General features: G+C 52.3%; 15 protein-coding genes, 2 tRNA genes and 3 rRNA genes. 5 read left to right on the top strand and 15 right to left on the bottom strand.

Annotated features, from left to right (window positions below):
• Positions 1-43 precede the first annotated feature (43 nt).
• Positions 44-1,006, bottom strand: a complete 963-nt coding sequence (birA, locus tag J0X00_RS13100) for a bifunctional biotin--[acetyl-CoA-carboxylase] ligase/biotin operon repressor BirA (protein ID WP_136487961.1) — start codon at positions 1,004-1,006, stop codon at positions 44-46.
• Positions 1,006-2,046, bottom strand: a complete 1,041-nt coding sequence (gene murB / locus J0X00_RS13095) for a UDP-N-acetylmuramate dehydrogenase (RefSeq protein WP_136487960.1) — start codon at positions 2,044-2,046, stop codon at positions 1,006-1,008. Before murB ends, birA begins: the two co-directional genes overlap by 1 nt.
• 65 nt (positions 2,047-2,111) lie before the next feature.
• On the opposite strand from murB, the gene J0X00_RS13090 reads away from it, so the two are divergent.
• Positions 2,112-2,546 carry a GNAT family N-acetyltransferase gene (locus J0X00_RS13090; RefSeq protein WP_282478231.1) on the top strand — a complete coding sequence of 145 codons (435 nt, stop codon included), beginning with the start codon at positions 2,112-2,114 and terminating at the stop codon, positions 2,544-2,546.
• 89 nt (positions 2,547-2,635) lie between these two features.
• The gene (pssA, locus tag J0X00_RS13085) at positions 2,636-3,976 is read left to right on the top strand and encodes a CDP-diacylglycerol--serine O-phosphatidyltransferase (RefSeq protein WP_136487958.1); all 1,341 of its coding nucleotides are present in this window, start codon (positions 2,636-2,638) and stop codon (positions 3,974-3,976) included.
• 467 nt (positions 3,977-4,443) lie between these two features.
• On the opposite strand, the gene J0X00_RS13080 is transcribed toward pssA, so the two are convergent.
• The 11 genes from J0X00_RS13080 to trxA all read right to left on the bottom strand — a co-directional run bounded on the left by J0X00_RS13080 (position 4,444) and on the right by trxA (position 16,338).
• Positions 4,444-4,520 (bottom strand) — tRNA-Asp (locus J0X00_RS13080).
• An 84-nt stretch (positions 4,521-4,604) separates the two neighbouring features.
• A 5S ribosomal RNA gene (rrf, locus tag J0X00_RS13075) occupies positions 4,605-4,720 on the bottom strand.
• Positions 4,721-4,872: 152 nt separating this feature from the next.
• Positions 4,873-7,762: ribosomal RNA gene (locus J0X00_RS13070) — 23S ribosomal RNA — on the bottom strand.
• 389 nt (positions 7,763-8,151) lie between these two features.
• Positions 8,152-8,227, bottom strand: a tRNA-Glu gene (locus J0X00_RS13065).
• A gap of 187 nt (positions 8,228-8,414) precedes the next feature.
• A 16S ribosomal RNA gene (locus tag J0X00_RS13060) occupies positions 8,415-9,967 on the bottom strand.
• The 16S, 23S and 5S rRNA genes sit together here with 2 tRNA genes alongside, the layout of an rRNA operon.
• Positions 9,968-10,475: 508 nt before the next feature.
• A complete protein-coding gene (fre, locus tag J0X00_RS13055; protein ID WP_136487146.1) occupies positions 10,476-11,189 on the bottom strand; it encodes an NAD(P)H-flavin reductase in 714 nt (237 codons plus the stop codon).
• Positions 11,190-11,204: 15 nt separating this feature from the next.
• Complete coding sequence (locus J0X00_RS13050; RefSeq protein WP_136487147.1) at positions 11,205-11,474, bottom strand: 2Fe-2S iron-sulfur cluster-binding protein; 270 nt, start codon at positions 11,472-11,474, stop codon at positions 11,205-11,207.
• Positions 11,471-13,324 (bottom strand): 4-hydroxy-3-polyprenylbenzoate decarboxylase, encoded by a 1,854-nt coding sequence (ubiD, locus tag J0X00_RS13045; RefSeq protein WP_282478230.1) that lies wholly within the window; start codon positions 13,322-13,324, stop codon positions 11,471-11,473. The genes J0X00_RS13050 and ubiD overlap by 4 nt, the downstream gene beginning before the upstream one ends.
• A gap of 131 nt (positions 13,325-13,455) precedes the next feature.
• The gene (locus J0X00_RS13040) at positions 13,456-14,454 is read right to left on the bottom strand and encodes a hypothetical protein (protein WP_218562449.1); all 999 of its coding nucleotides are present in this window, start codon (positions 14,452-14,454) and stop codon (positions 13,456-13,458) included.
• 101 nt (positions 14,455-14,555) lie between these two features.
• Positions 14,556-15,815, bottom strand: coding sequence for a transcription termination factor Rho (gene rho, locus J0X00_RS13035; RefSeq protein ID WP_136487150.1), 1,260 nt, complete (start codon positions 15,813-15,815; stop codon positions 14,556-14,558).
• A gap of 196 nt (positions 15,816-16,011) precedes the next feature.
• Positions 16,012-16,338, bottom strand: a complete 327-nt coding sequence (trxA, locus tag J0X00_RS13030) for a thioredoxin TrxA (protein WP_136487151.1) — start codon at positions 16,336-16,338, stop codon at positions 16,012-16,014.
• Between the two features lie 111 nt (positions 16,339-16,449).
• On the opposite strand from trxA, the gene rhlB reads away from it, so the two are divergent.
• Positions 16,450-17,778, top strand: coding sequence for an ATP-dependent RNA helicase RhlB (rhlB, locus tag J0X00_RS13025; protein ID WP_282478229.1), 1,329 nt, complete (start codon positions 16,450-16,452; stop codon positions 17,776-17,778).
• A 7-nt stretch (positions 17,779-17,785) separates the two neighbouring features.
• Entirely contained in the window at positions 17,786-19,279 is a 1,494-nt protein-coding gene (gppA, locus tag J0X00_RS13020) for a guanosine-5'-triphosphate,3'-diphosphate diphosphatase (protein WP_136487153.1), read from the top strand.
• 91 nt (positions 19,280-19,370) lie between these two features.
• Here the strand turns inward: gppA and J0X00_RS13015 are convergent, their stop codons facing one another.
• Together J0X00_RS13015 and J0X00_RS13010 are read right to left on the bottom strand one after the other, a co-directional pair.
• A complete protein-coding gene (locus tag J0X00_RS13015) occupies positions 19,371-22,805 on the bottom strand; it encodes a PAS domain-containing hybrid sensor histidine kinase/response regulator (RefSeq protein WP_282478228.1) in 3,435 nt (1,144 codons plus the stop codon).
• Positions 22,806-22,955: 150 nt separating this feature from the next.
• On the bottom strand, positions 22,956-24,122 hold the full coding sequence (locus J0X00_RS13010) for a 3-phenylpropionate MFS transporter (RefSeq protein ID WP_136487155.1): 1,167 nt from the start codon (positions 24,120-24,122) through the stop codon (positions 22,956-22,958).
• Between the two features lie 288 nt (positions 24,123-24,410).
• Between J0X00_RS13010 and J0X00_RS13005 the strand changes: the two genes are divergently transcribed.
• The gene (locus J0X00_RS13005; protein ID WP_282478227.1) at positions 24,411-26,234 is read left to right on the top strand and encodes a DUF294 nucleotidyltransferase-like domain-containing protein; all 1,824 of its coding nucleotides are present in this window, start codon (positions 24,411-24,413) and stop codon (positions 26,232-26,234) included.
• The last annotated feature ends 6 nt before the right edge of the window (positions 26,235-26,240 follow it).

Genomic DNA, 26,240 nt, shown 5'->3' with positions numbered 1-26,240 from the left:
TCTGATTGCTCTCGGCCAGAGAAAGACTGGCGCTCAAAGCACGTTACTCACCTTTACGCAGTGATATCTCACCACCGACGTAGCTTTTCAGGCCTTGCCCGGTTTCCAGCAGTACACCGCCATGAGCATCGATGCCGCGTTCGATACCACTTACCTCGTTATTGCCCATAATCAGCTTCACTTTGCGGCCGATGAAGTTATCCAGGCGGTTCCAGCGCTCGACGAAATCCTGCATACCATGCAGCTCATAGTCACGCAGCGCCTTATCCAATGCCTGAATAAAGGCGATCGCCAGCTGGTTGCGATCAATACGATCCTGACCGATCACCTCCGCCAAACTGACCCAGGGCTGATCGATAGCCGATTCACGATCCTGCATAATCAGGTTCATACCCATACCGATCACCAGATGGGCGGCACCGCCGGCCTGTCCGGACATCTCAACCAAAATCCCGGCCAGTTTGCGGTCCTGATAGTACAAATCATTTGGCCACTTGAGCTTAACACCATCAAAGCCCATGTTTTCCAGCGCTTCGACCACGGCCACACCCACAACCAGGCTCAGCCCCATCGCGGCAGCCATACCGGCTTCCAGACGCCAGTACATGGAAAAGTAGAGGTTAGAGCCAAACGGCGATATCCACTGCCGTCCGCGCCGTCCGCGACCGCTGGCCTGATATTCAGCCAGACACACAGTACCGGAGGCGATATTGTCGAGATTATCGATCAAATGCTGATTGGTTGACCCGATGATGGGATGCAACTCAACCGGATTACTGACCTGCGACTGGATAGCCGCTTCTTCCAGCATCATCAGCGGCTGGGCCAGTTGATAGCCTTTGCCCTGCACGCGGAAGACATCTACGCCCCACTCCTGGATTCCCTGGATATGTTTGCTGATGGCTGCGCGGCTCATGCCAAGCTGCTCACCTAATGATTCACCGGAATGAAAAGTGCCATCTGACAGGGTCTTTAATAACGCCAGCTTTACACTATGCTCTTTCACTACGCTTGCTCCAGTATTTCCGTTAAGTTGGTTTCCCCTTGCACGCCGATAAAGCGCACTTCATGCTCAAGGGTAATAGCATATTTGTCCTGTACCCTCTGACGGACCAATGCCGCCAGCTCAATCACATCCCGTGCCGTGGCATTATCCGCATTAATCAGCACCAAAGCCTGTTTGCTGTGTACCTGGGCACCACCAACACGAGTGCCTTTGAGACCAGCACTGTCGATAAGCCAACCGGCCGCGATTTTCATGCCGTCACCGGCCGGATACGCCACCATGTGGGGAAATTCAGCCAGCAACTGGTGATATTGTGCCTGACTTATCACCGGATTTTTGAAAAAGCTGCCCGCATTACCGACTTCATGCGGGTCCGGCAGTTTATCGAGCCGGGTCTGACACACACACTGGTATATCGCTTCAGCGCCACAGGGCTGCGCCAGTGCTTTAAGCGGCCCATAGGAAGAGACCGGCTGCCAATTCTTGGCCAGCTTAAGCCCGACAGCCACCACAATCGCCTTGTTATATAAAGCGTGCTTGAAAATAGAGTCACGATAACCAAACTGACACTGTTCAGCGGTCAGACGTTGTACCGTCAGGGTATCCAGACATAAGTAATCGACGTAATCACACACATCTTTAAATTCGACCCCATAAGCACCAATATTCTGAATCGGCGCCGAACCGGCACAGCCCGGAATCAAAGCCAGATTCTCCAGTCCGTATAACCCCTGCTCCATACACCAGGCCACCAATTGCGGCCAGTCTTCACCGCCATGGACATGCAGATAGTGAAACTCAGCATCCTGGCTGTGGTCGATGCCGGATAACTGGTTCACCATCACCAGGCCCTGATAAGGCGCAGTAAACAGAATATTACTCCCCTTACCCAGCATCAGTTTTGGCGTGTGTTGCCATTGCTCGGATTGATAAATAGAAATCAGGTCCTGAACCGACTCAATCACAGCCAGAGATCGACAAGACTGATCGATGGCGAAGGTATGGTACGGCTTTAAATTCGCGTCGAGATGTAATTGCATGGGATTCTTTGGATAAACTAAACTTGGGTCATTCTACAACAGATGCACTTTTAAGACAGATACAAATGCCGACTCTGAACTTTGAACACATAGACCCGATAAAGTTGCCTCTGGTAAAGCGTTTTTACAAACAGCACTACCCGGGCACCAAGCCAAAAAGCGATGAACTGATGATCGGTGGCTACACTGAACAGGGTATGAAAGCCATCGTGCGCTTTCGCCAGGTCGCTCAGTACCGTCTGCTGACCGGCATGGTCGTAGACAGCCGCCTGCGCGGTGACAAAATAGGCTCTCAGCTGCTAAGTTATTGTCAGCAGAACGTACTACAGGACAAGGATTACTGTTTTGCATACTCACATCTTGAGGGTTTCTATCAGCAAGCCGCGTTTGAAACCATTGATTCCAGCCAGCTGCCAGCCGAGCTGCTCGGTCTATTCCAGCGTTACAGTGCGAGTGGAAAAGATCTCATTCCAATGCAATTCATTCCAGAGATCAGGTAAGAATTGTCCTCTTTCCTAGCCATTGTTCATTCACTTTTGGTAATATGCTCTGATCGCAATTTTGCACATACGTAAGGTAAAGCATCCCTATGATTGCTCGTAGAAATCCATTCGAACAGCTACCCACTATTGCGCAAGATCCGGATAAGTTTGGTATTTTGTTCTCAGCCGAGGAATTTCGTACTCATTTGATTGAGTCGATTCGTCAGGCGAGTAAACGCATTTATATCGTGGCTCTCTACCTTGAGGACGACGAAGCTGGACGTGAAATTCTCACTGAGCTGTATGAAGCGAAGCAGCGCAACCCCGGGTTGCAAATCAGTATTTGTGTAGACTGGCATCGCGCCCAACGCGGCCTGATAGGCGCCGCGACCTCAGAAGGTAATGCGGCGATGTACAAGTCTTTTAAACAGCAGTATGACCACTGTATCCCGGTCTACGGTATTCCGGTGCGGGGCAGAGAAGTGTTTGGTGTTCTGCATCTCAAGGGCTTCATCATCGATGATGAAGTGATCTACAGCGGTGCCAGCCTGAATAACGTCTATCTGAATAAGAAAGAGCGTTACCGTTTTGACCGCTACCATACGTTCGAAAACAAAACGCTGGCTGACAGCATGGTGAAGTTTATCCAGCAACAGATGCTGGAGCACCCTGCCGTTAACGATTTGGCATGTAACAGTAAACCAAGTACCAAAGAGATTAAAGCCGATATTCGTCAGTTCCGTGCTTCGCTAACCCAGGCAAGCTACGAGTTTGAGCCGGAGAAAGTCTCAGAGCAGCAGATTGGTGTAACACCACTGGTTGGTATCGGTAAACGCCGTAACCGGCTGAACCAGTACATAGTCCAGCTCATCGCTCAGGCGAAAGAAGAAATCTTTATTTGTACCCCTTACTTCAACTTCCCGCGCGGAGTCGCGAAAGAGGTACGCAAAGCGATTCGCCGTGGAGTGAAGGTACATATCGTGGTGGGTGACAAAACCGCGAATGACTTCTACATTCCGCCAGAGCAAGGTTTTAAAACCATCGGTGGTCTGCCTTATCTGTATGAACTTAACCTGCGCCGCTTTGCCAAGCTGAACGAGGCCAATATCGCCAGCCGTAACCTGTCGATTCACCTGTGGAAAGACGGTGACAACAGCTTCCACCTCAAAGGCATCTGGATCGATAAACGTTATATGCTGCTGACCGGTAATAACCTCAATCCACGCGCGTGGAAACTGGATCTGGAGAACGCCCTGCTGATCACCGATGATCACCATCATCTGAATGAGCGCTTTGAGCAGGAGATTGAAAACATCCTGCAACATACTCAACTGGTGTGTACTTATAAGCAGATAGAGAAGATGGAAAACTACCCAGAGCAGGTCCAGCGCCTGATCCGCAAGATTATGCGCCTCAAAGCCGACCGGGTACTGAAACAGATTCTTTAACCCGAACCTGCGATATCACATAATAAACAGCCCTGGCCTAGTAGCGGGGCTTTTTTGTAAGGGTCTAGGGTCTAGGGTCTAGGGTCTAGGGTCTAGGGTCTAGGGTCTAGGGTCTAGGGTCTAGGGTCTAGGGTCTAGGGTCTAGAACTTAAAATAATAACCTGGGCAGATAACAAGATATTCCGGTCTCGATGTTGGCAGGAATAGATAAGGAAGTAGCGGACGGCTGGGGTCGCACACGACGGGCAGGCCTCCCTGCGGGACTCGTCATCGCAACGCGATGAATTTGGCTCAGCTTAAACGACAAAACCCCAGTATTACTGCGGGGACGCCTAGTCTAGGGTTTCGAATAAGTGGCGGACGGCCGGGCTGGCGCACCATCGGGACTCGTTCGGCCAAAGGACGAAACACTTCTCTATCACCATAAACAAAAAACCCAGTCATAAGACTGGGTTTCTGTAAATAAGTGGCGGAGCGGACGGGACTCGAACCCGCGACCCCCGGCGTGACAGGCCGGTATTCTAACCAACTGAACTACCGCTCCGCATTGGTCAGACTATTAAGTCTTTTCTCGTTTTTGCTTTCAGGCTATTCCTTAAAAAAGAGCAATCTGAAGCAAGTAATTAAAGCCTGGCGATGTTCTACTCTCACATGGGGAGGCCCCACACTACCATCGACGCTGTTTCGTTTCACTTCTGAGTTCGGAATGGAATCAGGTGGGTCCAAAACGCTATGGTCGCCAAGCAAAATTCTGTTTAACTACCGCTGTAAGCGATAATTACCTTTTATTTTCACTTTTTTAAAAGTGAAGACAAAAGATTGGAAAGCTGTTTATGTTCTCATCACACATTCAATGTACTGGTCATTGAGTCCAATCAAAACCCCTTGGGTGTTGTATGGTTAAGCCTCACGGGCAATTAGTACAGGTTAGCTCAACGCCTCACAACGCTTACACACCCTGCCTATCAACGTTCTAGTCTCGAACAACCCTTTAGGACACTTAAAGTGTCAGGGAAGACTCATCTCAGGGCTCGCTTCCCGCTTAGATGCTTTCAGCGGTTATCGATTCCGAACTTAGCTACCGGGCAATGCGTCTGGCGACACAACCCGAACACCAGAGGTTCGTCCACTCCGGTCCTCTCGTACTAGGAGCAGCCCCCTTCAATCTTCCAACGCCCACGGCAGATAGGGACCGAACTGTCTCACGACGTTCTAAACCCAGCTCGCGTACCACTTTAAATGGCGAACAGCCATACCCTTGGGACCGACTTCAGCCCCAGGATGTGATGAGCCGACATCGAGGTGCCAAACACCGCCGTCGATATGAACTCTTGGGCGGTATCAGCCTGTTATCCCCGGAGTACCTTTTATCCGTTGAGCGATGGCCCTTCCATTCAGAACCACCGGATCACTATGACCTGCTTTCGCACCTGCTCGAATTGTCATTCTCGCAGTCAAGCGGGCTTATGCCATTGCACTAACCTCACGATGTCCAACCGTGATTAGCCCACCTTCGTGCTCCTCCGTTACTCTTTGGGAGGAGACCGCCCCAGTCAAACTACCCACCAGGCACTGTCCTCGAACCGGATAACGGTCCAGAGTTAGAACATCAAACATACAAGGGTGGTATTTCAAGGACGGCTCCAACGCAACTGGCGTCACGTCTTCAAAGCCTCCCACCTATCCTACACATGTAGGTTCAATGTTCAGTGCCAAGCTGTAGTAAAGGTTCACGGGGTCTTTCCGTCTAGCCGCGGGTACACTGCATCTTCACAGCGATTTCAATTTCACTGAGTCTCGGGTGGAGACAGCGTGGCCATCATTACGCCATTCGTGCAGGTCGGAACTTACCCGACAAGGAATTTCGCTACCTTAGGACCGTTATAGTTACGGCCGCCGTTTACCGGGGCTTCGATCAAGAGCGTCGACCGAAGTCTAACCCCATCAATTAACCTTCCGGCACCGGGCAGGCGTCACACCGTATACGTCATCTTACGATTTTGCACAGTGCTGTGTTTTTAATAAACAGTTGCAGCCACCTGGTATCTGCGACTTCCAATAGCTCCATCCGCAAGGGACTTCACCGTCAGAAGCGTACCTTCTCCCGAAGTTACGGTACCATTTTGCCTAGTTCCTTCACCCGAGTTCTCTCAAGCGCCTTGGTATTCTCTACCCGACCACCTGTGTCGGTTTGGGGTACGATTCCTTACAATCTGAAGCTTAGAGGCTTTTCCTGGAAGCATGGCATCAATGACTTCATCACCGTAGTGACTCGACATCGTGTCTCAGCCTTACAGAGAGCCGGATTTACCTAACTCTCAAGCCTACGCACTTGAACCTGGACAACCGTCGCCAGGCCCACCTAGCCTTCTCCGTCCCCCCATCGCAATTGTAAGAAGTACGGGAATATTAACCCGTTTCCCATCGACTACGCCTTTCGGCCTCGCCTTAGGGGTCGACTTACCCTGCCCCGATTAACGTTGGACAGGAACCCTTGGTCTTCCGGCGAGGAGGTTTTTCACCCCCTTTATCGTTACTCATGTCAGCATTCGCACTTCTGATACCTCCAGCATGCCTTACAGCACACCTTCAACGGCTTACAGAACGCTCCCCTACCCAATACGATAAATCGCATTGCCGCAGCTTCGGTTTACAGCTTAGCCCCGTTACATCTTCCGCGCAGGCCGACTCGACTAGTGAGCTATTACGCTTTCTTTAAATGATGGCTGCTTCTAAGCCAACATCCTAGCTGTCTGAGCCTTCCCACATCGTTTCCCACTTAGCTGTAATTTGGGACCTTAGCTGGCGGTCTGGGTTGTTTCCCTCTCCACGACGGACGTTAGCACCCGCCGTGTGTCTCCCGGATAGTACTTACTGGTATTCGGAGTTTGCAAAGGGTTGGTAAGTCGGGATGACCCCCTAGCCTTAACAGTGCTCTACCCCCAGTAGTATTCGTCCGAGGCGCTACCTAAATAGCTTTCGGGGAGAACCAGCTATCTCCGAGTTTGATTGGCCTTTCACCCCTAGCCACAAGTCATCCGCTAATTTTTCAACATTAGTCGGTTCGGTCCTCCAATTGATGTTACTCAATCTTCAACCTGCCCATGGCTAGATCACTCGGTTTCGGGTCTATATCCAGAGACTGTGCGCCCAGTTAAGACTCGGTTTCCCTACGGCTCCCCTAATTGGTTAACCTTGCCACTGAATATAAGTCGCTGACCCATTATACAAAAGGTACGCAGTCACACCACGAAGGTGCTCCTACTGCTTGTACGTACACGGTTTCAGGTTCTATTTCACTCCCCTCACAGGGGTTCTTTTCGCCTTTCCCTCACGGTACTGGTTCACTATCGGTCAGTCAGGAGTATTTAGCCTTGGAGGATGGTCCCCCCATGTTCAGACAGGATAACACGTGTCCCGCCCTACTCGATTTCACTGAACATACGCTGTCGGCTACGGGGCTATCACCCTGTTTCGCGGTCCTTTCCAGAACCTTCACCTGACGCATGTAAAGCTTAAGGGCTAATCCAATTTCGCTCGCCGCTACTTTCGGAATCTCAATTGATTTCTTTTCCTCGGGGTACTTAGATGTTTCAGTTCCCCCGGTTCGCTTCATTAACCTATGTATTCAGTTAATGATACCTGCTTATGCAGGTGGGTTTCCCCATTCGGAAATCGTAGACTCAAGTGGCTCTTACTGCCTCATCTACGCTTATCGCAAGTTAGTACGTCCTTCATCGCCTCTGACTGCCAAGGCATCCACCGTGTACGCTTAGTCACTTAACCATACAACCCGAAGGAGTTTCGAGTTGATGAACCAAGTCACCAAGGTTTCGTTGTCTCTCATTATTTGAATGAGCGAGAGACTTTTCGATTTTGCCGGACTCAATTTTGAAACTTGTTAAACAAGTTTCTACCAAGCACACTTGAATGTGTTGTTGGTGTATTCCATTTCGGAATACATTGAGAACTTTACAAATAATGTTTCGTTTACGAATAAACAAAAGATTATTTTGTCAGCTTTCCAAATTGTTAAAGAGCAGATGTTGAATAAACATCATTCAAGAGTTCTTAATAAAAACGCTTTGATGATGACTTTCGTTTTAGACAAGGCAAATTGAGAGGACGTGTGTAATCATACACGACGACCAATTTAACGCAGTATAAAGCGAAAGTGGTATCCCGTAGGGGAGTCGAACCCCTGTTACCGCCGTGAAAGGGCGGTGTCCTAGGCCTCTAGACGAACGGGACACAATCTAACTTGATGTTTTTGCTTAACTCTTCGTTGTACTGCCTGTCCTCGTTCAGTTACATACTTATGTATGTGCCTTCACTCGTCAGTTGCACGCCTTGATTTAAACAAAAATCTCTTCGTTATATCTCTTTTCTATAAAACCATATCAATCTGTGTGGACACTCATCGCAATAATCATTCGTATAAGGAGGTGATCCAGCGCCAGGTTCCCCTAGCGCTACCTTGTTACGACTTCACCCCAGTCATGAACCACAAAGTGGCAAGCGTCCTCCCGAAGGTTAAACTACCTGCTTCTTTTGCAGCCCACTCCCATGGTGTGACGGGCGGTGTGTACAAGGCCCGGGAACGTATTCACCGTGGCATTCTGATCCACGATTACTAGCGATTCCGACTTCATGGAGTCGAGTTGCAGACTCCAATCCGGACTACGACGCACTTTTTGGGATTCGCTCACTCTCGCGAGTTGGCCGCCCTCTGTATGCGCCATTGTAGCACGTGTGTAGCCCTACTCGTAAGGGCCATGATGACTTGACGTCGTCCCCACCTTCCTCCGGTTTATCACCGGCAGTCTCCCTGGAGTTCCCGACTTTACTCGCTGGCAAACAAGGATAAGGGTTGCGCTCGTTGCGGGACTTAACCCAACATTTCACAACACGAGCTGACGACAGCCATGCAGCACCTGTCTCTCAGTTCCCGAAGGCACAAGACTGTCTCCAGTCTCTTCTGAGGATGTCAAGAGTAGGTAAGGTTCTTCGCGTTGCATCGAATTAAACCACATGCTCCACCGCTTGTGCGGGCCCCCGTCAATTCATTTGAGTTTTAATCTTGCGACCGTACTCCCCAGGCGGTCTACTTAACGCGTTAGCTCCGAAAGCCACGGCTCAAGGCCACAACCTCCAAGTAGACATCGTTGACGGCGTGGACTACCAGGGTATCTAATCCTGTTTGCTCCCCACGCTTTCGCATCTGAGTGTCAGTATCTGTCCAGGGGGCCGCCTTCGCCACCGGTATTCCTTCAGATCTCTACGCATTTCACCGCTACACCTGAAATTCTACCCCCCTCTACAGTACTCTAGCCTGCCAGTTTCAAATGCAATTCCGAGGTTGAGCCCCGGGCTTTCACATCTGACTTAACAAACCACCTGCATGCGCTTTACGCCCAGTAATTCCGATTAACGCTCGCACCCTCCGTATTACCGCGGCTGCTGGCACGGAGTTAGCCGGTGCTTCTTCTGCAGCTAACGTCAAACGAATGCGCTATTAACACATCCGCCTTCCTCACTGCTGAAAGTACTTTACAACCCGAAGGCCTTCTTCATACACGCGGCATGGCTGCATCAGGCTTGCGCCCATTGTGCAATATTCCCCACTGCTGCCTCCCGTAGGAGTCTGGACCGTGTCTCAGTTCCAGTGTGGCTGATCATCCTCTCAGACCAGCTAGGGATCGTCGCCTTGGTGAGCCCTTACCTCACCAACTAGCTAATCCCACCTGGGCATATCCTGACGCGAGAGGCCCGAAGGTCCCCCTCTTTGGCCCGAAGGCATTATGCGGTATTAGCCATCGTTTCCAATGGTTATCCCCCACATCAGGGCAATTTCCCAGGCATTACTCACCCGTCCGCCGCTCGCCGCCCTTAACGTTCCCCGAAGGTTCAGTTAAGTCGCTGCCGCTCGACTTGCATGTGTTAGGCCTGCCGCCAGCGTTCAATCTGAGCCATGATCAAACTCTTCAATTTAAGATTTTGTTCGGCTCAATGAATACTGACTTCAAATTACCTTAGTAATTCAAAGCTATTACCATTCCAACAGAATGGTAATGAATTGACTGTGCCGATACCGAAGTATCGATTGGTCACTCAGTTCATTGATACCTAAGTTGATTCTCTAGAATCATCTTCGATTATCATCAACGAGTGCCCACACAGATTGATAGGTTTATATTGTTAAAGAGCGTTGCCTTTCGAAACTTTCTTCTCAGAGCGGAGGTGCATTCTAGCGAGTTAATTTGAAGAGTCAAACACTTTTTCAAATTTATTTCTCAGAAGCTTTTCACCTCACTGACCAGCGCTGAAGCCTTGCGGCGTCTGCCGTGTCAGTGAGGCGGCATTATAGGGAGGTTTTAAAATGGCGCAAGGGCTTTTTGCAAAAAACTTTAAAAAAACGGCCATTCGCTGAATAAAGCATCGAAATGATGAAAAAGAGGGCATTTTAGCCCTCTTTTCTTTATCTGCGCTGTAGTCACAGTTAGATAAATGCGTACGCATCCGCAAACATACGTTCACTCAGCGCCTGTTTGTTCTGAGTAAACATCTCTCTTGCCGCGCCCGCCATCTCAAATCGACCGGCGATATAGATATCGTAATCAGCAAGTGATTCGAAATCCTGACTGATGGCCTGAAGCACATTACCCACTTTGCCCTGCCAGTTAGCTTCTGCTTGTTCCACTACCGGAATAAAATGCACATTGTCATATTGAGCGGCAATTTGAGTCAGTTCATCTTTAGCATACAGCTGGTTCGCATCACGGCCACCCCAGTACAGATAGATAGGATTGGTCTTCTTCTGGGCCACACAATGATCAAGAATAGAACGCACATAGCTAAAGCCGGTACCGCCGGCGACCAGCAACAGCGGACGTTCGCTGTCTTCTTTTACCCAGGCATCACCGTGCGGTGCATCAATCGTGATGTCACCATTTTCTTCCAGCGCCTGACGCATCGCGTTCACCACATCCTGCGCGTAAGCATTATGTTCTGCCGCACCGATGTGCAGTTCCAGTTCACCTTCGTGGCGACACGGGCTACTGGCAATCGAAAACGGGCGCTTGTCTTTCTCGCCCATTACTACCATCAGATACTGGCCAGCTTTAAACGCAACCGGTGCTTCCGGGTGCAGCAAGATCTGGAAAGTGTTGCTGGCTAATGGCTGGATAGACTTTACTTTACATTTAATGGTCATGAGCTTCCTTCTTACCTACTCCTCGAAAGTAAGTACTAAATGACTTTCAGCGAAGGCCTGACAGGGAAATACCCATCCTTCGGCTTGCTCCCTCTCTGTGAGCATAGGCTCCAGGTGGTAACTCACCTCACCTTCTACTTTACGGCACAGGCAGGCTGCACAGGCTCCTACCTGGCAACGGTGCGGAAATGAAACATGCTGGTTGAGCGCAGCATCCAACACCGTCTGGCCTTTTTCTACCTCAAACTGAATATTACTCGGAAGCAAACGTACAGTGTAGGTCATAGGATATCTAATTTGTCCCAGATTTGGTCGATTTTTGCTACTAGTTTAGGATCCTTTTTAATCGGCGTCCCCCACTCACGTTCAACCTCTCCGGGATATTTGTTGGTGGTATCCAGGCACAGTTTCGAACTCTGCTGGTCGCAGGCCGGAATCCGTAACGTATCACGCGCCGGATCCATCCGGGTAGTAATAGCCCAGATAATGTCATGCCAGTCATGGATATTGACGTCTTCATCACACAGCACAACAAACTTGGCATCAACATAATCAGCAACGAAAGTTTGCAACGCATCTAATACGGCTCTGGACTGCCCCGCCATCTCTTTATACATAGAGACCAGCACAAAACGATTATCCGCTGAGGCTGGAAGATGAATATCGATGATTTGTGGATGCTGCTGTTTAAATGCCTGCATTGCCTCAGCCGGAATGTCACTTTTCTCTGCAGTGCTCACTGGCGCTGACATCGCCAGTTCCGCATCCCACTTAATCGTAGCATCCAGCCCCATTTTCGAACCCAGTCCGACCACAGGTGAGGCGAAATCGAGTGAATCAATCGGCGTATGCTCAATCATCAGAGTATCGCGCACCGGATCCATATGGGTGGTCATGGCCGCAATCACTTCGCTCCAGTCACGGGCATTGACCGCCTCATCGCACACAATCACATATTTGGTGTACATAAACTGACGCAGGAAAGACCATACCCCCATCATCACCCGTTTGGCATGACCCGGATACTGCTTCTTCATGGTCACCACCGCCATACGGTAGGAGCATCCTTCCGGTGGCAGGTAGAAATCCTCAATTTCCGGGAACTGCTTTTGCAGAATCGGGACAAATACTTCGTTGAGTGCGACCCCTAATACCGCAGGTTCATCCGGCGGACGTCCAGTGTAGGTACTGTGATAAATCGGCTTTTGCCGCATGGTCACATGGGTGACCGTAAACACGCGGTGCCGCTCGACCTCATTGTAATAACCGGTGTGATCGCCATACGGACCTTCATCGGCAAACTCATTCGGGTCAATGTAACCTTCCAGCACAATTTCAGCGCTGGCCGGTACTTCCAAATCATTGCTGATTGACTTGACGACTTCCGTTTTACTGCCGCGCAGCAAACCTGCAAACGCATATTCGGATAAGGTGTCCGGCACCGGTGTGACCGCGCCGAGAATAGTGGCCGGATCCGCTCCGAAAGCGACCGAAACCGGGAAAGGTTCACCCGGGTTGGTTTCCATCCAGTCACGCAAATCCAGTGCACCGCCACGGTGAGCCAGCCAGCGCATGATGATTTTGTTCTTAGCAATTTTTTGCTGACGATAAATACCGAGATTCTGGCGCTTTTTGTTTGGTCCGCGGGTCACAGTCAGGCCCCAGGTCAGCAACGGGGCGACATCATCAGCCCAGCAGCTCATGACCGGAATCTTATCCAGGTCCACCTCATCGCCCTGCCAGACTATCTGCTGGCAAGCCGCCTGACGCAGACGCTTGGCCGGCATATTGAGGACCTGTTTGAACACCGGCAGTTTATCCAGTGCGTCTTTAAAGCCACGTGGCGGCTCTGGCTCTTTAAGATAAGCGAGTAGTTTACCTACTTCACGCAGCTCTTTGGCATGACTGCGTCCCATCCCAATCGCGACCCGCTCCGGCGTACCAAACAAATTCGTCAGCACCGGGATATCGGAACCAATCGGATTTTCAAACAACAGAGCCGGACCGCCTGCGCGCAGCGTGCGATCGCTGATCTCTGTCATTTCATAATGAGGGTCAATCGGGTGAGTAATGCGTTTTAGCTGACCATGCTGCTCAAGATGGTCGAGAAATTCGCGTAAATCCTTAAAACTCATAGGGCTTCTGATGGCTGGTTAATCTGCAGGCAGTATAACAAAAAGAGGGAGTTACGCTCCCCCTTTTGCTGTATAGAATCGTTATAAACAACGCCTTTGTCTGCACAGGTGTGCCCGGAAAACCGAAAACATCACTGAGAAAGAACCTGTAAGATAGCGTGTCGTTTGACCTCACGGTTATTGACCAGAAGATCGTTGAGCCACGATTGATACCCCTGCTCGGCCAATGCCTGTGCCACTATCGGCGCATCGTCGGCACGGCCGAGACGCGACACCAGAAAAGCTTTCACTTCATCACTCATCGGATTGAGACGCGCCAGATCCTGCAAAGCCTGGGATTTCAGACGTGGATTACCCTCCGCCACCATCAGTTGCCCAATGGCAAATTCGTCACCCTGACGGGCCAGACGGGCGAGGCGATCCAGCTCCTGCTCAATATAGAAGTCGGCGCGCATCAGCCATAACAGTTTGTAAACCTGGGGATCTTCACTGACCTGTGCCAGACGCACCATCAAAGAGGAAGTGGGTAACCAACTGGTCACCGGGGCCTGAGTCAGCTGCTCTGTCAGCGCTTTGACCGCAGGCGGAGACAAATTGCCGAGCTCACGGATCAGCAGCGCTTCTCTGGCCTGAACCAGGTGTTCATGCCCGGATAGCCACTGCTGCAGGTTGAGTTCATAGCGCTCGGCTTTAAACACCAAATCCAGCACACGCTGATCCTGATTCCACTGCTTGATTAACCGGTTCGCAATGCTCTGGTAATCAAACGCCGGAACCGAAAACTCGTAGCCCTCTCCTTTCTCCATGGTCTGATAGACCGGAACCGCCTGACGCTGCGATTCGATAAAATTGACCATATACGGTGTCAATACCAGTTGGCTCTGATCGAGATGCTGCAACAGCAGATAACGCACCGCTTCCTGTTGCGGCAGGGCCAGCCGTTGCAGAGCAAAATTCAGCGCATCGACATCATCCTTCACCGCCATTTCGACCAGTTCCGCTACTTTCTGTTGCAGCTGGCTGTCTTGCAATAACTGCTCACGCTGCTGCGGGGAAATTTCCACCGCCCGGGCGGGCATCATACTGAGTGAAAAAGTAAGGAGAAGTGTGCACAACATTCCTTGTTGCATATTAACCTCCTGTTAACATTTCAGCCATTGTCGATGCTTACTGGCCAGAATGCAAACAAAAACACCACCCATTGGGTGGTGTTTTTTTAACCTGTTGATTGTTATTGACGACGCATGGCGTCAAAGAACTCATCGTTGGTCTTGGTCATCGCCAGTTTGTCGATGAGGAACTCCATTGCGTCGGTTTCACCCATCGGGTGCACAATCTTACGTAGGATCCACATCTTCTGCAGCTCATCGGTTTTGGTCAGCAACTCTTCACGACGGGTACCTGAACGATTGAAGTCGATAGCAGGGAAAACACGTTTTTCTGCAATCTTACGATTCAGATGCAGTTCCATGTTACCTGTACCCTTGAACTCTTCGTAGATCACCTCATCCATCTTCGAACCCGTATCCACCAGCGCAGTCGCGATGATAGTCAGGCTGCCGCCCTCTTCAACATTACGGGCCGCGCCAAAGAAACGCTTCGGACGGTGCAGTGCGTTGGCATCCACACCACCAGTCAGCACCTTACCTGATGAAGGTACCACGGTGTTGTAGGCACGCGCCAGACGAGTGATAGAGTCAAGCAGGATAACGACGTCTTTCTTATGTTCAACCAGACGCTTGGCTTTTTCAATCACCATTTCTGCCACTTGTACGTGACGAGAAGCTGGTTCATCAAAAGTCGAAGCAATCACTTCACCTTTAACCAGACGCTGCATCTCGGTCACTTCTTCCGGACGTTCGTCAATCAGCAGTACCATCAGCACACACTCAGGGTGGTTGCTGGCAATGCTCTGCGCGATGTTTTGCAGCAGCATGGTTTTACCCGCTTTCGGCGGAGCAACGATCAGGCCACGCTGACCTTTACCAATCGGCGCTGCCAAATCGAGTACGCGTGCGGTGATGTCTTCAGTCGAACCGTTACCACGCTCCATCACCATACGTTCGTTGGCGTGCAGCGGCGTTAAGTTTTCGAACAGGATCTTGTTACGGGCATTATCCGGTTTGTCGTCGTTAACTGTGTTCACTTTCAACAGTGCAAAGTAACGCTCGCCTTCTTTTGGCGGACGGATTTTGCCAGCTATTGAGTCACCGGTACGCAAGTTGAAACGACGAATCTGGCTTGGTGACACATAAATGTCGTCAGGACCGGCCAGATATGAGCTGTCTGCACTGCGTAAGAAACCAAAACCGTCTTGAAGAATTTCCAAGACCCCGTCACCAAAAATATCTTCACCACTTTTCGCATGCGCTTTTAGGATGGCGAAAATGATGTCTTGTTTTCTCAGGCGCGCCAGGTTTTCAAGGCCCAGACTCTCACCAAGTTTCACAAGATCAGACACAGGTCTGTTCTTCAATTCTGTTAGATTCATTGTGGTGGATACTTGTTTAGTCAAAATAGGATCTGTTTTTAAGTTAAGATGGATTTGGTCTCAGGATTGACCAAGAAGTGAACATTTGTTTAATTAACGTGCGATAAACTAGCACTAAATATTAGCCTAGTCTAGAAAATGTTTTTTACCAAAAACAAAACCGCACATATTGCTATGTACGGTTTGGGGCGTGTTTTTACAGGTTGGCGTCCAAGAATTCTTTCAGCTGAGTCTTAGATAGCGCACCAACTTTAGTTGCTGCAACGCTGCCGTCTTTGAACAGCAGAAGCGTTGGAATGCCACGAATACCGAACTTAGGTGGTGTACCAGCGTTGTGGTCAATGTTCAGTTTGCCGATAGTGAGTTTGCCTTCGTACTCTTCAGCGATTTCATCAAGAATAGGCGCAATCATCTTACAAGGACCACACCATTCTGCCCAAAAATCAACAAGAACAGGGCCTGCAGCTTTGATCACATCTGCTTCAAAACTATCGTCAGAAAGCTGCACAATTTTATCACTCATCTTCCACTCCAGTGTGTTTTTCTGAACTGGTTGCATACTAACCAGTAAATAGATGCTCTATTGGAATGTATTTACTTCCGTATTGCAAGCCTAAGCTGATATTCTATACCTATGAAAAAGACGCATATCACAGAGCACAAGTTCGCCGACTTCGGTTTACATCCGCAAGTCATTGAAGGATTGGAAAAAAAAGGGTTTGAATACTGCACCCCGATCCAAGCTTCGGCGTTGCCGGTACTGCTCGCCGGCCAAGACATCGCAGGCCAGGCCCAAACGGGCACTGGTAAAACGCTCGCGTTTCTTACTGCTACATTCCACCATTTGCTGAAAACACCACCTGTTGAAGGTCGTCAGCCAACGCAGCCGCGTGCCATTATCATGGCGCCAACGCGTGAACTGGCGATTCAGATTTACAACGATGCCGAGTCACTGGTCGAAAGTACCGGTATTAAGGCCGGTTTGGCCTACGGCGGCGAAAGCTATGATAAGCAGTTGGGTAAACTGCAGGAAGGTGTGGACATTCTGATCGGCACCACCGGCCGTATCATCGATTTCTACAAACAGCGCGTGTTTAACCTGAACGCGATTCAGGCTGTCGTGCTAGATGAAGCTGACCGTATGTTCGATCTCGGCTTTATTAAAGACATCCGTTTCTTGTTCCGTCGCATGCCGGAAGCCAAAGACCGTCTCAACATGCTGTTCTCTGCAACACTGTCGTACCGTGTGCAGGAGCTGGCCTTCGAACACATGCACAATCCGGAACACGTGGTGGTGGAACCTACCCAGAAAACCGGACACCGCATTAAAGAAGAGCTGTTCTACCCGTCGAATGAGCACAAAATGTCGCTGCTGCAGACACTTATCGAGGAAGAGTGGCCGGATCGCGCCATCATTTTCGCCAACACCAAACACCGCTGTGAACAGATCTGGGGCCACCTGGCTGCCGACGGGCACCGTGTTGGTCTGCTGACCGGCGACGTACCACAGAAAAAACGTGAGCGTATTCTGGCGCAGTTCACCAAAGGTGAAGTGGATATACTGGTTGCTACCGACGTGGCTGCCCGTGGTCTGCATATTCCGCAGGTAACCCACGTGTTTAACTACGATCTGCCGGATGACAGCGAAGACTACGTACACCGTATCGGCCGTACTGGTCGCGCTGGCGAAAGCGGTAACTCACTCAGCTTTGCCTGTGAAGAGTACGCGATTAACCTGCCGGGTATCGAAGAGTACATCGAACACACTATCCCGGTTTCCGAATACGATCCTTCAGCTCTGCTGACTGATCTGCCAAAACCGCTGACCATGCGTTCTACTCAGCAGCGTCGTACCAACACTGGTGGCTCTCGCTCAGGCAACAATAACAACCGTGGTAAATCGCAGCGCCGTTCGCGTCCGCCGCGCAACCGCCAGAACCAGAACCAGAAAAAGGATTCGTAAGCCGTCTATGAGTCAAGCCGTCTCTTCACCGCTGTATGCGGCTATCGACCTCGGGTCGAACAGCTTTCACATGCTGATTGTGCGCCACATTGAGGGCAGCGTTCAGACCATGGCCAAAATCAAGCGTAAAGTTCGCCTGGCAGCTGGTCTGGACGAGCACAATGCGCTGAGCCAAGAAGCGATGCAACGTGGCTGGGATTGCCTGAGCCTGTTTGCCGAACGTCTGCAGGATATTCCTGATGAGAATATCCGTATCGTCGGTACCGCGACTCTGCGTACCGCGACCAATGTGGATGCGTTTCTTGCCAGAGCCAATACCATTCTCGGCCATCCGATTGAAGTCATTTCGGGTGAGGAAGAAGCGGCGACCATCTATAAAGGTGTCGCCCATACCTCCGGAGGCATGGGACGTCGGCTGGTCGTTGATATCGGCGGCGCCAGCACAGAGCTGATTATCGGTGAAGGGTTTGAGGCAAAGGCACTGACCAGTTTGAAAATGGGCTGTGTAACCTGGCTGGAGCGGCACTTTAAAGATCGCCAGCTCAACAGCACCAATTTCAATAACGCCATCCACGCGGCCAAGCAGATGCTGGAGCCAATCCTGGAGCAGTATACCGCTCTGGGCTGGGATGTGTGCGTCGGTGCCAGCGGTACTGTGCAGGCACTGCAGGAAATCATGCTGGCACAGGGGATGGATGAAGTCATCACTTTAGCCAAACTGAAGCGGCTGCAAAAGCAGGCCATGCTGTCGGACCATCTCGAAGAACTGGAAATCGAAGGCCTGACTCTGGAACGTGCCCTGGTATTCCCAAGCGGTTTGTCGATTCTGATCGCGGTGTTTGAATCACTTAATATTGAAGCGATGACCCTGGCCGGTGGTGCGCTGCGTGAAGGGCTGGTGTATGAAATGGTCGCTGGCCTGCGCCAGGATGATATCCGAGCCCGCACCATCGCCAGTGTACAGAGCCGTTACCAGCTGGATGAAACTTATGCCGACCAGGTCGCCACTCTGGCCAGTAAACTGCTTGCGCAGTGCGGCGGCGATGAGTGGGTCGGTGAACCGCAGGCCGAGATGCTGCTGCGCAGTGTCGCCCAGTTACACGAAATCGGTTTGTCGATCGACTTTAAAAAAGGCGGCGAGCACAGTGCCTATCTGCTACAGCATCTTGATTTGCCCGGTTTTACCCGTGCCCAGAAACACTACCTGGGGGAGCTGGCACGCCGTTACCGTGAGCAACTGACTTCACTGCCGGAGCAACATGCATTGTCGAGCAGTAGCAGTAAACGGGTGCTGCGCCTGTTCCGTCTCGCGGTCATCCTCAGCCATCGCCGTAACCCGGCGCTGGAGCCGGAGTTTGCCCTCAGTGCAGAAGGCGACAAACTGACCCTGAGTATCAGCAATGCGTGGCTGCAGGCCAACCCGCTGACGTATGCCGAACTGGAACTGGAGGCTAACCGCCAGACCGATATCGGCTGGCCATTGACCCTGCTTGCCAGCTAAAGCAGCAAAAGGATCATGGCAACCCAAAAGCTCAAACGCCCTCTTGTGAGGGCGTTTTTTATTGACGTTTAGTAACGAAATCATTGCGTGCTCATGCCACCCGATTGAGCAGCGCGCGCAGTTTAAGTGGCTTGACCGGTTTGGCGATGAAGCCAAAGCCGTTGGATTTAATCCCGTCAAGAATATCTTCGCTGCGGTCAGCACTGATCACGATACCCTCAAAGCAGTCACCGAGACGCAGGCGACACTGCTGCAACACTTCCAGCCCGGTCCGGCCCTGATCGAGCCGGTAGTCCGACAGCACCACATCCGGCACCCAGTGATTATCCAGCGCGCGCAGGCTGGTCACCAGATCGGTGGCAGTGCGCACTTCACAGCCCCAGCGTTCCAGCAGGTCACGCATCCCGACCAGAATGTCTTCCTCATTATCGACACACAGCACCCGCAATGAGAGCAGCTCAGGCACACTCTGCGGCGCGGCGCTAACCGGTGCCACCGGATCGACCGGTACGGCTTTATCGAGCGTAATGGAAAAGACACTGCCCCGCCCTGGCCAGGAGCGCATCGAAATTTCATGCCCCAGCACATGGGCAATGCCTTTCGAAATCGCCAGCCCCAATCCCAGCCCCTGCTCGGAGCGCACCTGCCCGCCACGGTTGAACTCTTCAAAAATCTCCTGCTGTTTATCCTCTTCGATACCAATACCGTTATCCCACACATCGATTCGCACCTGGTCACCCAAATTACGTACCCCGAGCAGCACTTTGCCATGCGGGTTATAGCGAAACGCGTTGGTAAGGAAGTTCTGCACCACGCGGCGCAGCAGTTTCGGATCTGAGCGGACGTATAAAGAAGACGGCACCATAGCGAAGGTAACGCCCTGCTGACGCGCCAGTGCACTAAATTCGGCATTGAGATTAGCCAGCACATCTTTAATGGCAAAACTTTGCGGATGAATTTCCAGCTTGCCGGACTCAAGGCGCGAGATATCGAGCAGGTCACCAATCAAATCTTCCGCCGCACTGAGCGCACTTTCGATATGGTGGGATAGGCGACGGGCCTCATCATCTTTAGCCACTTCCGCCAGAGAAGAGGCAAACAGACGCGCCGCATTAAGCGGTTGCATCAGATCGTGGCTGACCGCGGCCAGGAAGCGGGACTTAGAACGTGACTCGAGCTCTGAACGCTGGGTTGCCGAGACCAGTTGCTGGTTGAGTTTTTCCAGCTCACGGGTGCGATCCAGCACGCGCTCTTCCAGAGTTTCGTTAGCTTCTTTCAATGCCTGCTCGGCATCGCGGAATACCGTGATGTCGGTAAAGCTCATCACAAACCCACCGCCCGGCATCGGGTTACCCTGCACTTCAATCACCCGCCCGTCAGGACGAACCCGCGATGAAGTGTGTCGGGTGCCCTGTTCGAGGTGATACACCCGGCGCCGCACATGATCTTCCGGGTCACCCGGACCACATAAGCCTTGCTCGGCATTATGGCGAATCACATCGGCAATCGGTCTCCCGACCTGAATCAGGCCGAGCGGAAAATCGAACAACTCAAGATAACGCTGGTTCCAGGCTACCAGGCGCAGTTGTTTATCCACCACCGCAATGCCCTGCCCGATATGCTCAATCGCGCCCTGCAACAGGCCGCGACTAAAGTCGTACAGCTCGGAGGCTTCATCAACAATCGTCGCGACCTCTTCCAGCTGCATATTGCGCCCCTGCAGCGCCGAGGTCAGCACCAGCTTGGCCGACGACGCGCCGAATACCCCGGCCAGCACCCGCTCGGTGTGACGAATCAGAGTGGACGGAGCCTGCTGATTAGGCATCAGGGTTTCACGCTGCTGACTCCAATACTGACTGAACGCACTGCGCACCCGCGAGCGCCCAACAAAGCGTGAAGCCAGCATTTCCAGCTCGGCCACCGTTACCCGGCTCTGATACAGGCTCATATTCTCGTTTTCCGGCAGCGGTGTACCAACAAACGCCGCCGACTGCAAACGTTCACTCAGGCTGCAGCGGGTCACCATTGAGACCAGCACATAACATAGCGCATTGACACTGACACTGAGCAACATACCCCAGTCAGCACTTTTCAGACCGAGACTGGCAATAACCTCAGGCGGAGTAATCAACCACAGCAGCACGTTACTCTGCTCATCACCGGCCAACATATTCGTGGCAGTCATCAGGGTCACCAGCCACAGGGTAAAACCGACTGCCAGACCGACATACACCCCTTTACGATTGCCTTCACGCCAGTACATGCCGCCGATCAGCGCCGGCGCGAACTGGGTAATGGCAGAAAAAGAGAGAAAACCTATCGCCGACAGGGACGGAATCGCATCCAGTGCCAGATAGAATCCCCATGCGCCCATCAGCAGCACGAAGATCAGGCTGCGTCGGATCACCACCAGCAGGCCGGAGAAATGGCGATGATTACGCTGCGCCAGGCGCATACGGCGCAGCAGCAGCGGCATCACCAGATCGTTGGAGACCATAATCGCGAGCGCGATGGTCGAGACGATGACCATGCCGGAAGCGGCCGAGGTGCCGCCGAGAAACGCCAGCAGAGCAATGTCTTCCGCCCCGACCGACATCGGTAAACTGATGACAAAGGTATCGGCCGAGGTACCACTCAGCATGCTCTGGCCAATCCAGGCAATCGGCAGCACAAAAATCCCCATCAGGATCAGATAAAGCGGAAACAGCCAGCGCGCGGTATGCAGATCCTGGGCGCGCTCATTCTCCACCACCATGGTATGGAACTGACGCGGCAGACAGATGATTGCCATCATGGTCAGCAGCGTGTGCACCAGCAGCGTCGGCCAGTTCGGTGACTGATAAGTACTGCGCGCGGTTTCGAGCAGGTTTATGCTGTCACTGCGCAGCGCCAGAAACACGATGAACAGCCCGACCACCAGAAACGCGACCAGCTTAACGATCGACTCAAACGCTATCGCCATCATCATGCCGCGGTGATGTTCAGTGTTATCGATATGGCGGGTACCGAACAACATGGTAAACAACGCCAGCGCCAGGACCACAAACCAGGAGACATTGATGTCCTGGTAACCAAATTCGGTGCGCAGATCGGGCGCGACAATATTGAGCCCCATGGTGATCCCGCGCAACTGCAACGCGATATAGGGCAGAATCCCGGCCACCGCAATCAGGGTGACCAACACCGCCAGGCCCTGTGATTTACCATAACGGGCACCGATAAAATCGGCAATTGAGGTAATGTGCTCACGCTTGGCGATAAGGATCAGGCGGGCCAGAATGCGCCAGCCAAAGGCAAACACCAGGATCGGCGCAATATAAATAGGCAGGAACGACCAGGGATTGGCACTGGCCTGACCGACCGTACCGTAAAAGGTCCAGGACGAACAATAGACCGCTATCGACAGGCTGTAGATCCACGGCCGCCATTTGGCCAGCCAGTTTGTCTGCCGATCACCGTACCAGGCAATCAGAAACAAAACCCCGAGGTACATAAGCGATACCGGTATCACCAACCATCCTTGCATTTGTTATCCTTGTTTTCGCAATCCAGCCACAAAAAAGCCCTGCGCTCCGGCAAGGCTTTTATTAAACAAAGGATAACGGATCAGCTCAATCACGCTGCATGAAATCTGTGCATCAGACTCCGCTTTCTGCCGTTAACCCTAACTATGGCTTCACGCCACACGAGTTTTGAGTGACGACTGCGGCGCCTCGACTTTAATCAGCAGTGCCAGCAGCCCCATCACCGCCATCATCCAGAACATGGTGCCGGCTCCGGCCGAGTCATACACCCAGCCGCTCACCATGGTCATCAGCGCGGTAAACGCACCCAGTGCCACCGCGTTATACAGCGCCTGCAAGGAGACAATCTTGGTGGTCGGCGCGCGCTGGATATACTGCACGGCCGCCAGATGGGCGGTAGCAAAAGTGACGCCATGCAGCAGTTGCACCAGCACCAGCAGAGCAAGCGACGTGGTTGACGCCACTATTCCCCAGCGCAACATTACCCCCACCGCTGCAACGGTAAATAGCAGGCGCAGGCTCCAGCCGGCAAACAGACGCTTACTGAATGCGAACACAACCAGCTCGGCCACCACCGCCAAGCCCCATAAGTAACTGGTGATATCTTCCGAGTACCCCGCCTGCTTCCAGTACACCGCACTAAAGGCGTAATAAGCGGCATGACTGCCCTGAATCAGCGCGGTCAGGGCAAGAAACTTAACCACCGGCCATTCGCGCAGCACCTGCAGCAGCTTCGGACGTACGCCGTGATCGTCCACTTCTGTGACCGGCTTGTGGCGTGGATGACGCAGACTGAGCAGCAGACACACCAGGGCGCCAAACATCGCGGTGTAGACGATCATCACGGCGCCGTAGCGCGCGACTAACTGGCCAACGGCGACCGTACCGGCCACAAAAGCGGCCGAGCCCCACAAGCGGGCACTGCCGTAATCGAGCAGATTAAGTTTGGCATAGTGGTTGGCAGTGGCATCGGAGAGCGGAATGATCGGCCCGAGACACAAGTTGACCAGGACCGTTGCCAGCGCCAGCATCCAGAAGTTCCCCCCGGCAAACAGGTGGAAGAGAATAAACAGCAGCAGGGCAAAACTGAGCCAGCGCAGCGCCGGCAGAAGATGTTCGACCCGGTGTACAACCCGGGTAATCAGCAGATTGGCGACACAGCGCGTCACCAGACCGATCCCGACCAGTAAACCGATGTCGGTGGCTGAGACGCCCTGCTCTTTAAACCACACTGACCAGAACGGCAGGTAGACCCCGTACGCAAAAAAGAAGCCGCTGAAGTACTGAGCTACCCAGCCAAAAGGAGAAGGGTTAAACATGATGTGTCCTAACAACAAAAATCAACCGCGTGCATCGCCAGCACAGCAAGTGTGACGAGCCCGAACCACTGCTCAGGCAATCCAGCCTGACAGCCCGGTTATTATGCAGCGCCAACCGGAGCGGAAAAAGTGCTGTTTACTCAACGCACTGTTTCCTCTTTTCTGCAAAATAGCGCTTGTTTTACTGTGACCCGCCTGCCAGGAACCGCGGCCATTAGACCAAAGTCGTCTGGAGAGGCGAAAGAAATTGGTCACACTTAAACTGAGAACATTCCCAGGATAGCCGCCATGCCGGATAAATTTAACATGCACTCGCCACCGTTCGATCGTCTGAGCGAAAGCCAGCAAAAACATCTGCGCGCTTCGCTCGACGTGGCCTACTATCGTGAACGCGAGACCATACTGCATAGCGGCCAGGCGTGTTCACAGCTGTTTGTGCTGATCAAAGGCACGGTGGAAGAGCGCTCGGCAGACGGCAGCGAGGTTTACGCCCACTACGCCAACGACGACATGTTCGATGTGCGTTCACTGTTTGAGGGCCAGAGCAAGCACCATTACATCGCCCTGGAAGATACCCTGAGTTACCTGCTGCCGCAGCCGGTCTTTCTCGAGCTGTATAACAACAACGGCGAATTCGCGGCCTACTTTGATAACAATCTGGCCAAGCGACAGGAGCTGATTGAAGCTGCGCAGCAACAGCAAAATATCGCCGAGTTCATTCTTACTCAGGTCGACCGCTCTATTTTCACCCCGCCGATGCTGCTCAGTCCGGAGCAGCCGCTGCAGCACGTCACCCGGCAGATGAAAGAGAGCGGCGTCGATGCGGCACTGGTCAGGCTCTCAGACGACGACCCGCGTCTGACAGAGAGCCGTGAACATCCGTATGCCATCGTCACCCGGACCAATATGCTGCATGCAGTGATGCTGGATGATATCGCGATCGATGCGCCGGTCGGTGACATCGCAACGTTTCCGGTGCTGCATGTCGATCAGGGCGAGTTCCTGTTCAACGCCATGGTGATGATGACCCGCCACAAGGTGAAACGCCTGATGGTATGTGAAGGCAATCAGGCGGTCGGTATCCTGGATATGATTCAGATCCTGAGTACCTTTTCGACCCATTCCCATGTCCTGACCCTGGCAATTGCGCGCGCGACCAGCATCGAAGAGCTGGCACTGGCCTCAAATAAACAGCGCCAGTTGGTGGAAAGCCTCAGTCGCCGTGGCGTACGCACCCGCTTTGTGATGGAACTGATTTCGGCGGTCAACGAGCAAATCATTGAAAAAGCGTTTGAACTGGTGGTGCCACCAGCGCTGCACGATCATGTCTGTCTGCTGGTACTCGGCTCTGAGGGGCGCGGTGAGCAGATCCTGAAAACCGATCAGGATAATGCGCTGGTCATTAAAGATGGCCTGCAATGGCATCAGTGCGACAGTATCATGCAGACTCTGACCCATACCCTGCTGCAACTCGGTTATCCGCTCTGCCCCGGCAAAGTGATGGTCAACAATCCGAAGTGGGTCAAATCACAAAGTGCCTGGAAACAGACTCTGAGCAGCTGGGTCAGAGCCGCCCGGCCTGAGCAGGTGATGGACATCGCCATCATGGCCGATGCGCATGCCGTGGCCGGCAATAAACAGTTACTTGAACCGGTGCAGCAGCATCTGAGAGATCTGATGGCCGATCAGGAGCTGATTCTGACCGAATTTACCCGTCCTGCGCTGAGTTTTTCCGTACCGCTCACCTTGTTTGGCAATGTCAAAAGCGCCAAATCCGGCCTGGATATCAAACAAGGCGGCATCTTTCCGATTGTGCACGGCATCCGGGCGCTGAGTCTGGAATACAAGCTCGATGTCAACAATACCTTCCGTCGTATTGAAGCCCTGGTCGAGCGTAAAGTGCTGGAACAGGAGACCGGCGATAACCTCAGTGAAGCACTGAAACAGTTTTTCAAACTGCGCCTCGCCCAGCAACTGAGTAACCAGCACAATGCCAACACTCTGGATTTGAAACAGCTCGACCGTGCGGAACGCGATCTGCTGCGCCACAGCCTGCATGTGGTGAAGAAATTCAAACAGTGGCTCGGCTACCACTATCAGATTCGCGACTGACCGGCA

Origin of the sequence: Vibrio sp. ABG19 (genome assembly GCF_029962385.1) — a bacterium.
Lineage (GTDB): Bacteria > Pseudomonadota > Gammaproteobacteria > Enterobacterales > Vibrionaceae > Vibrio > Vibrio ostreae.
Note: the sequence above shows the minus strand (reverse complement) of the source record. Positions and strands in the feature narration are given on the sequence as shown.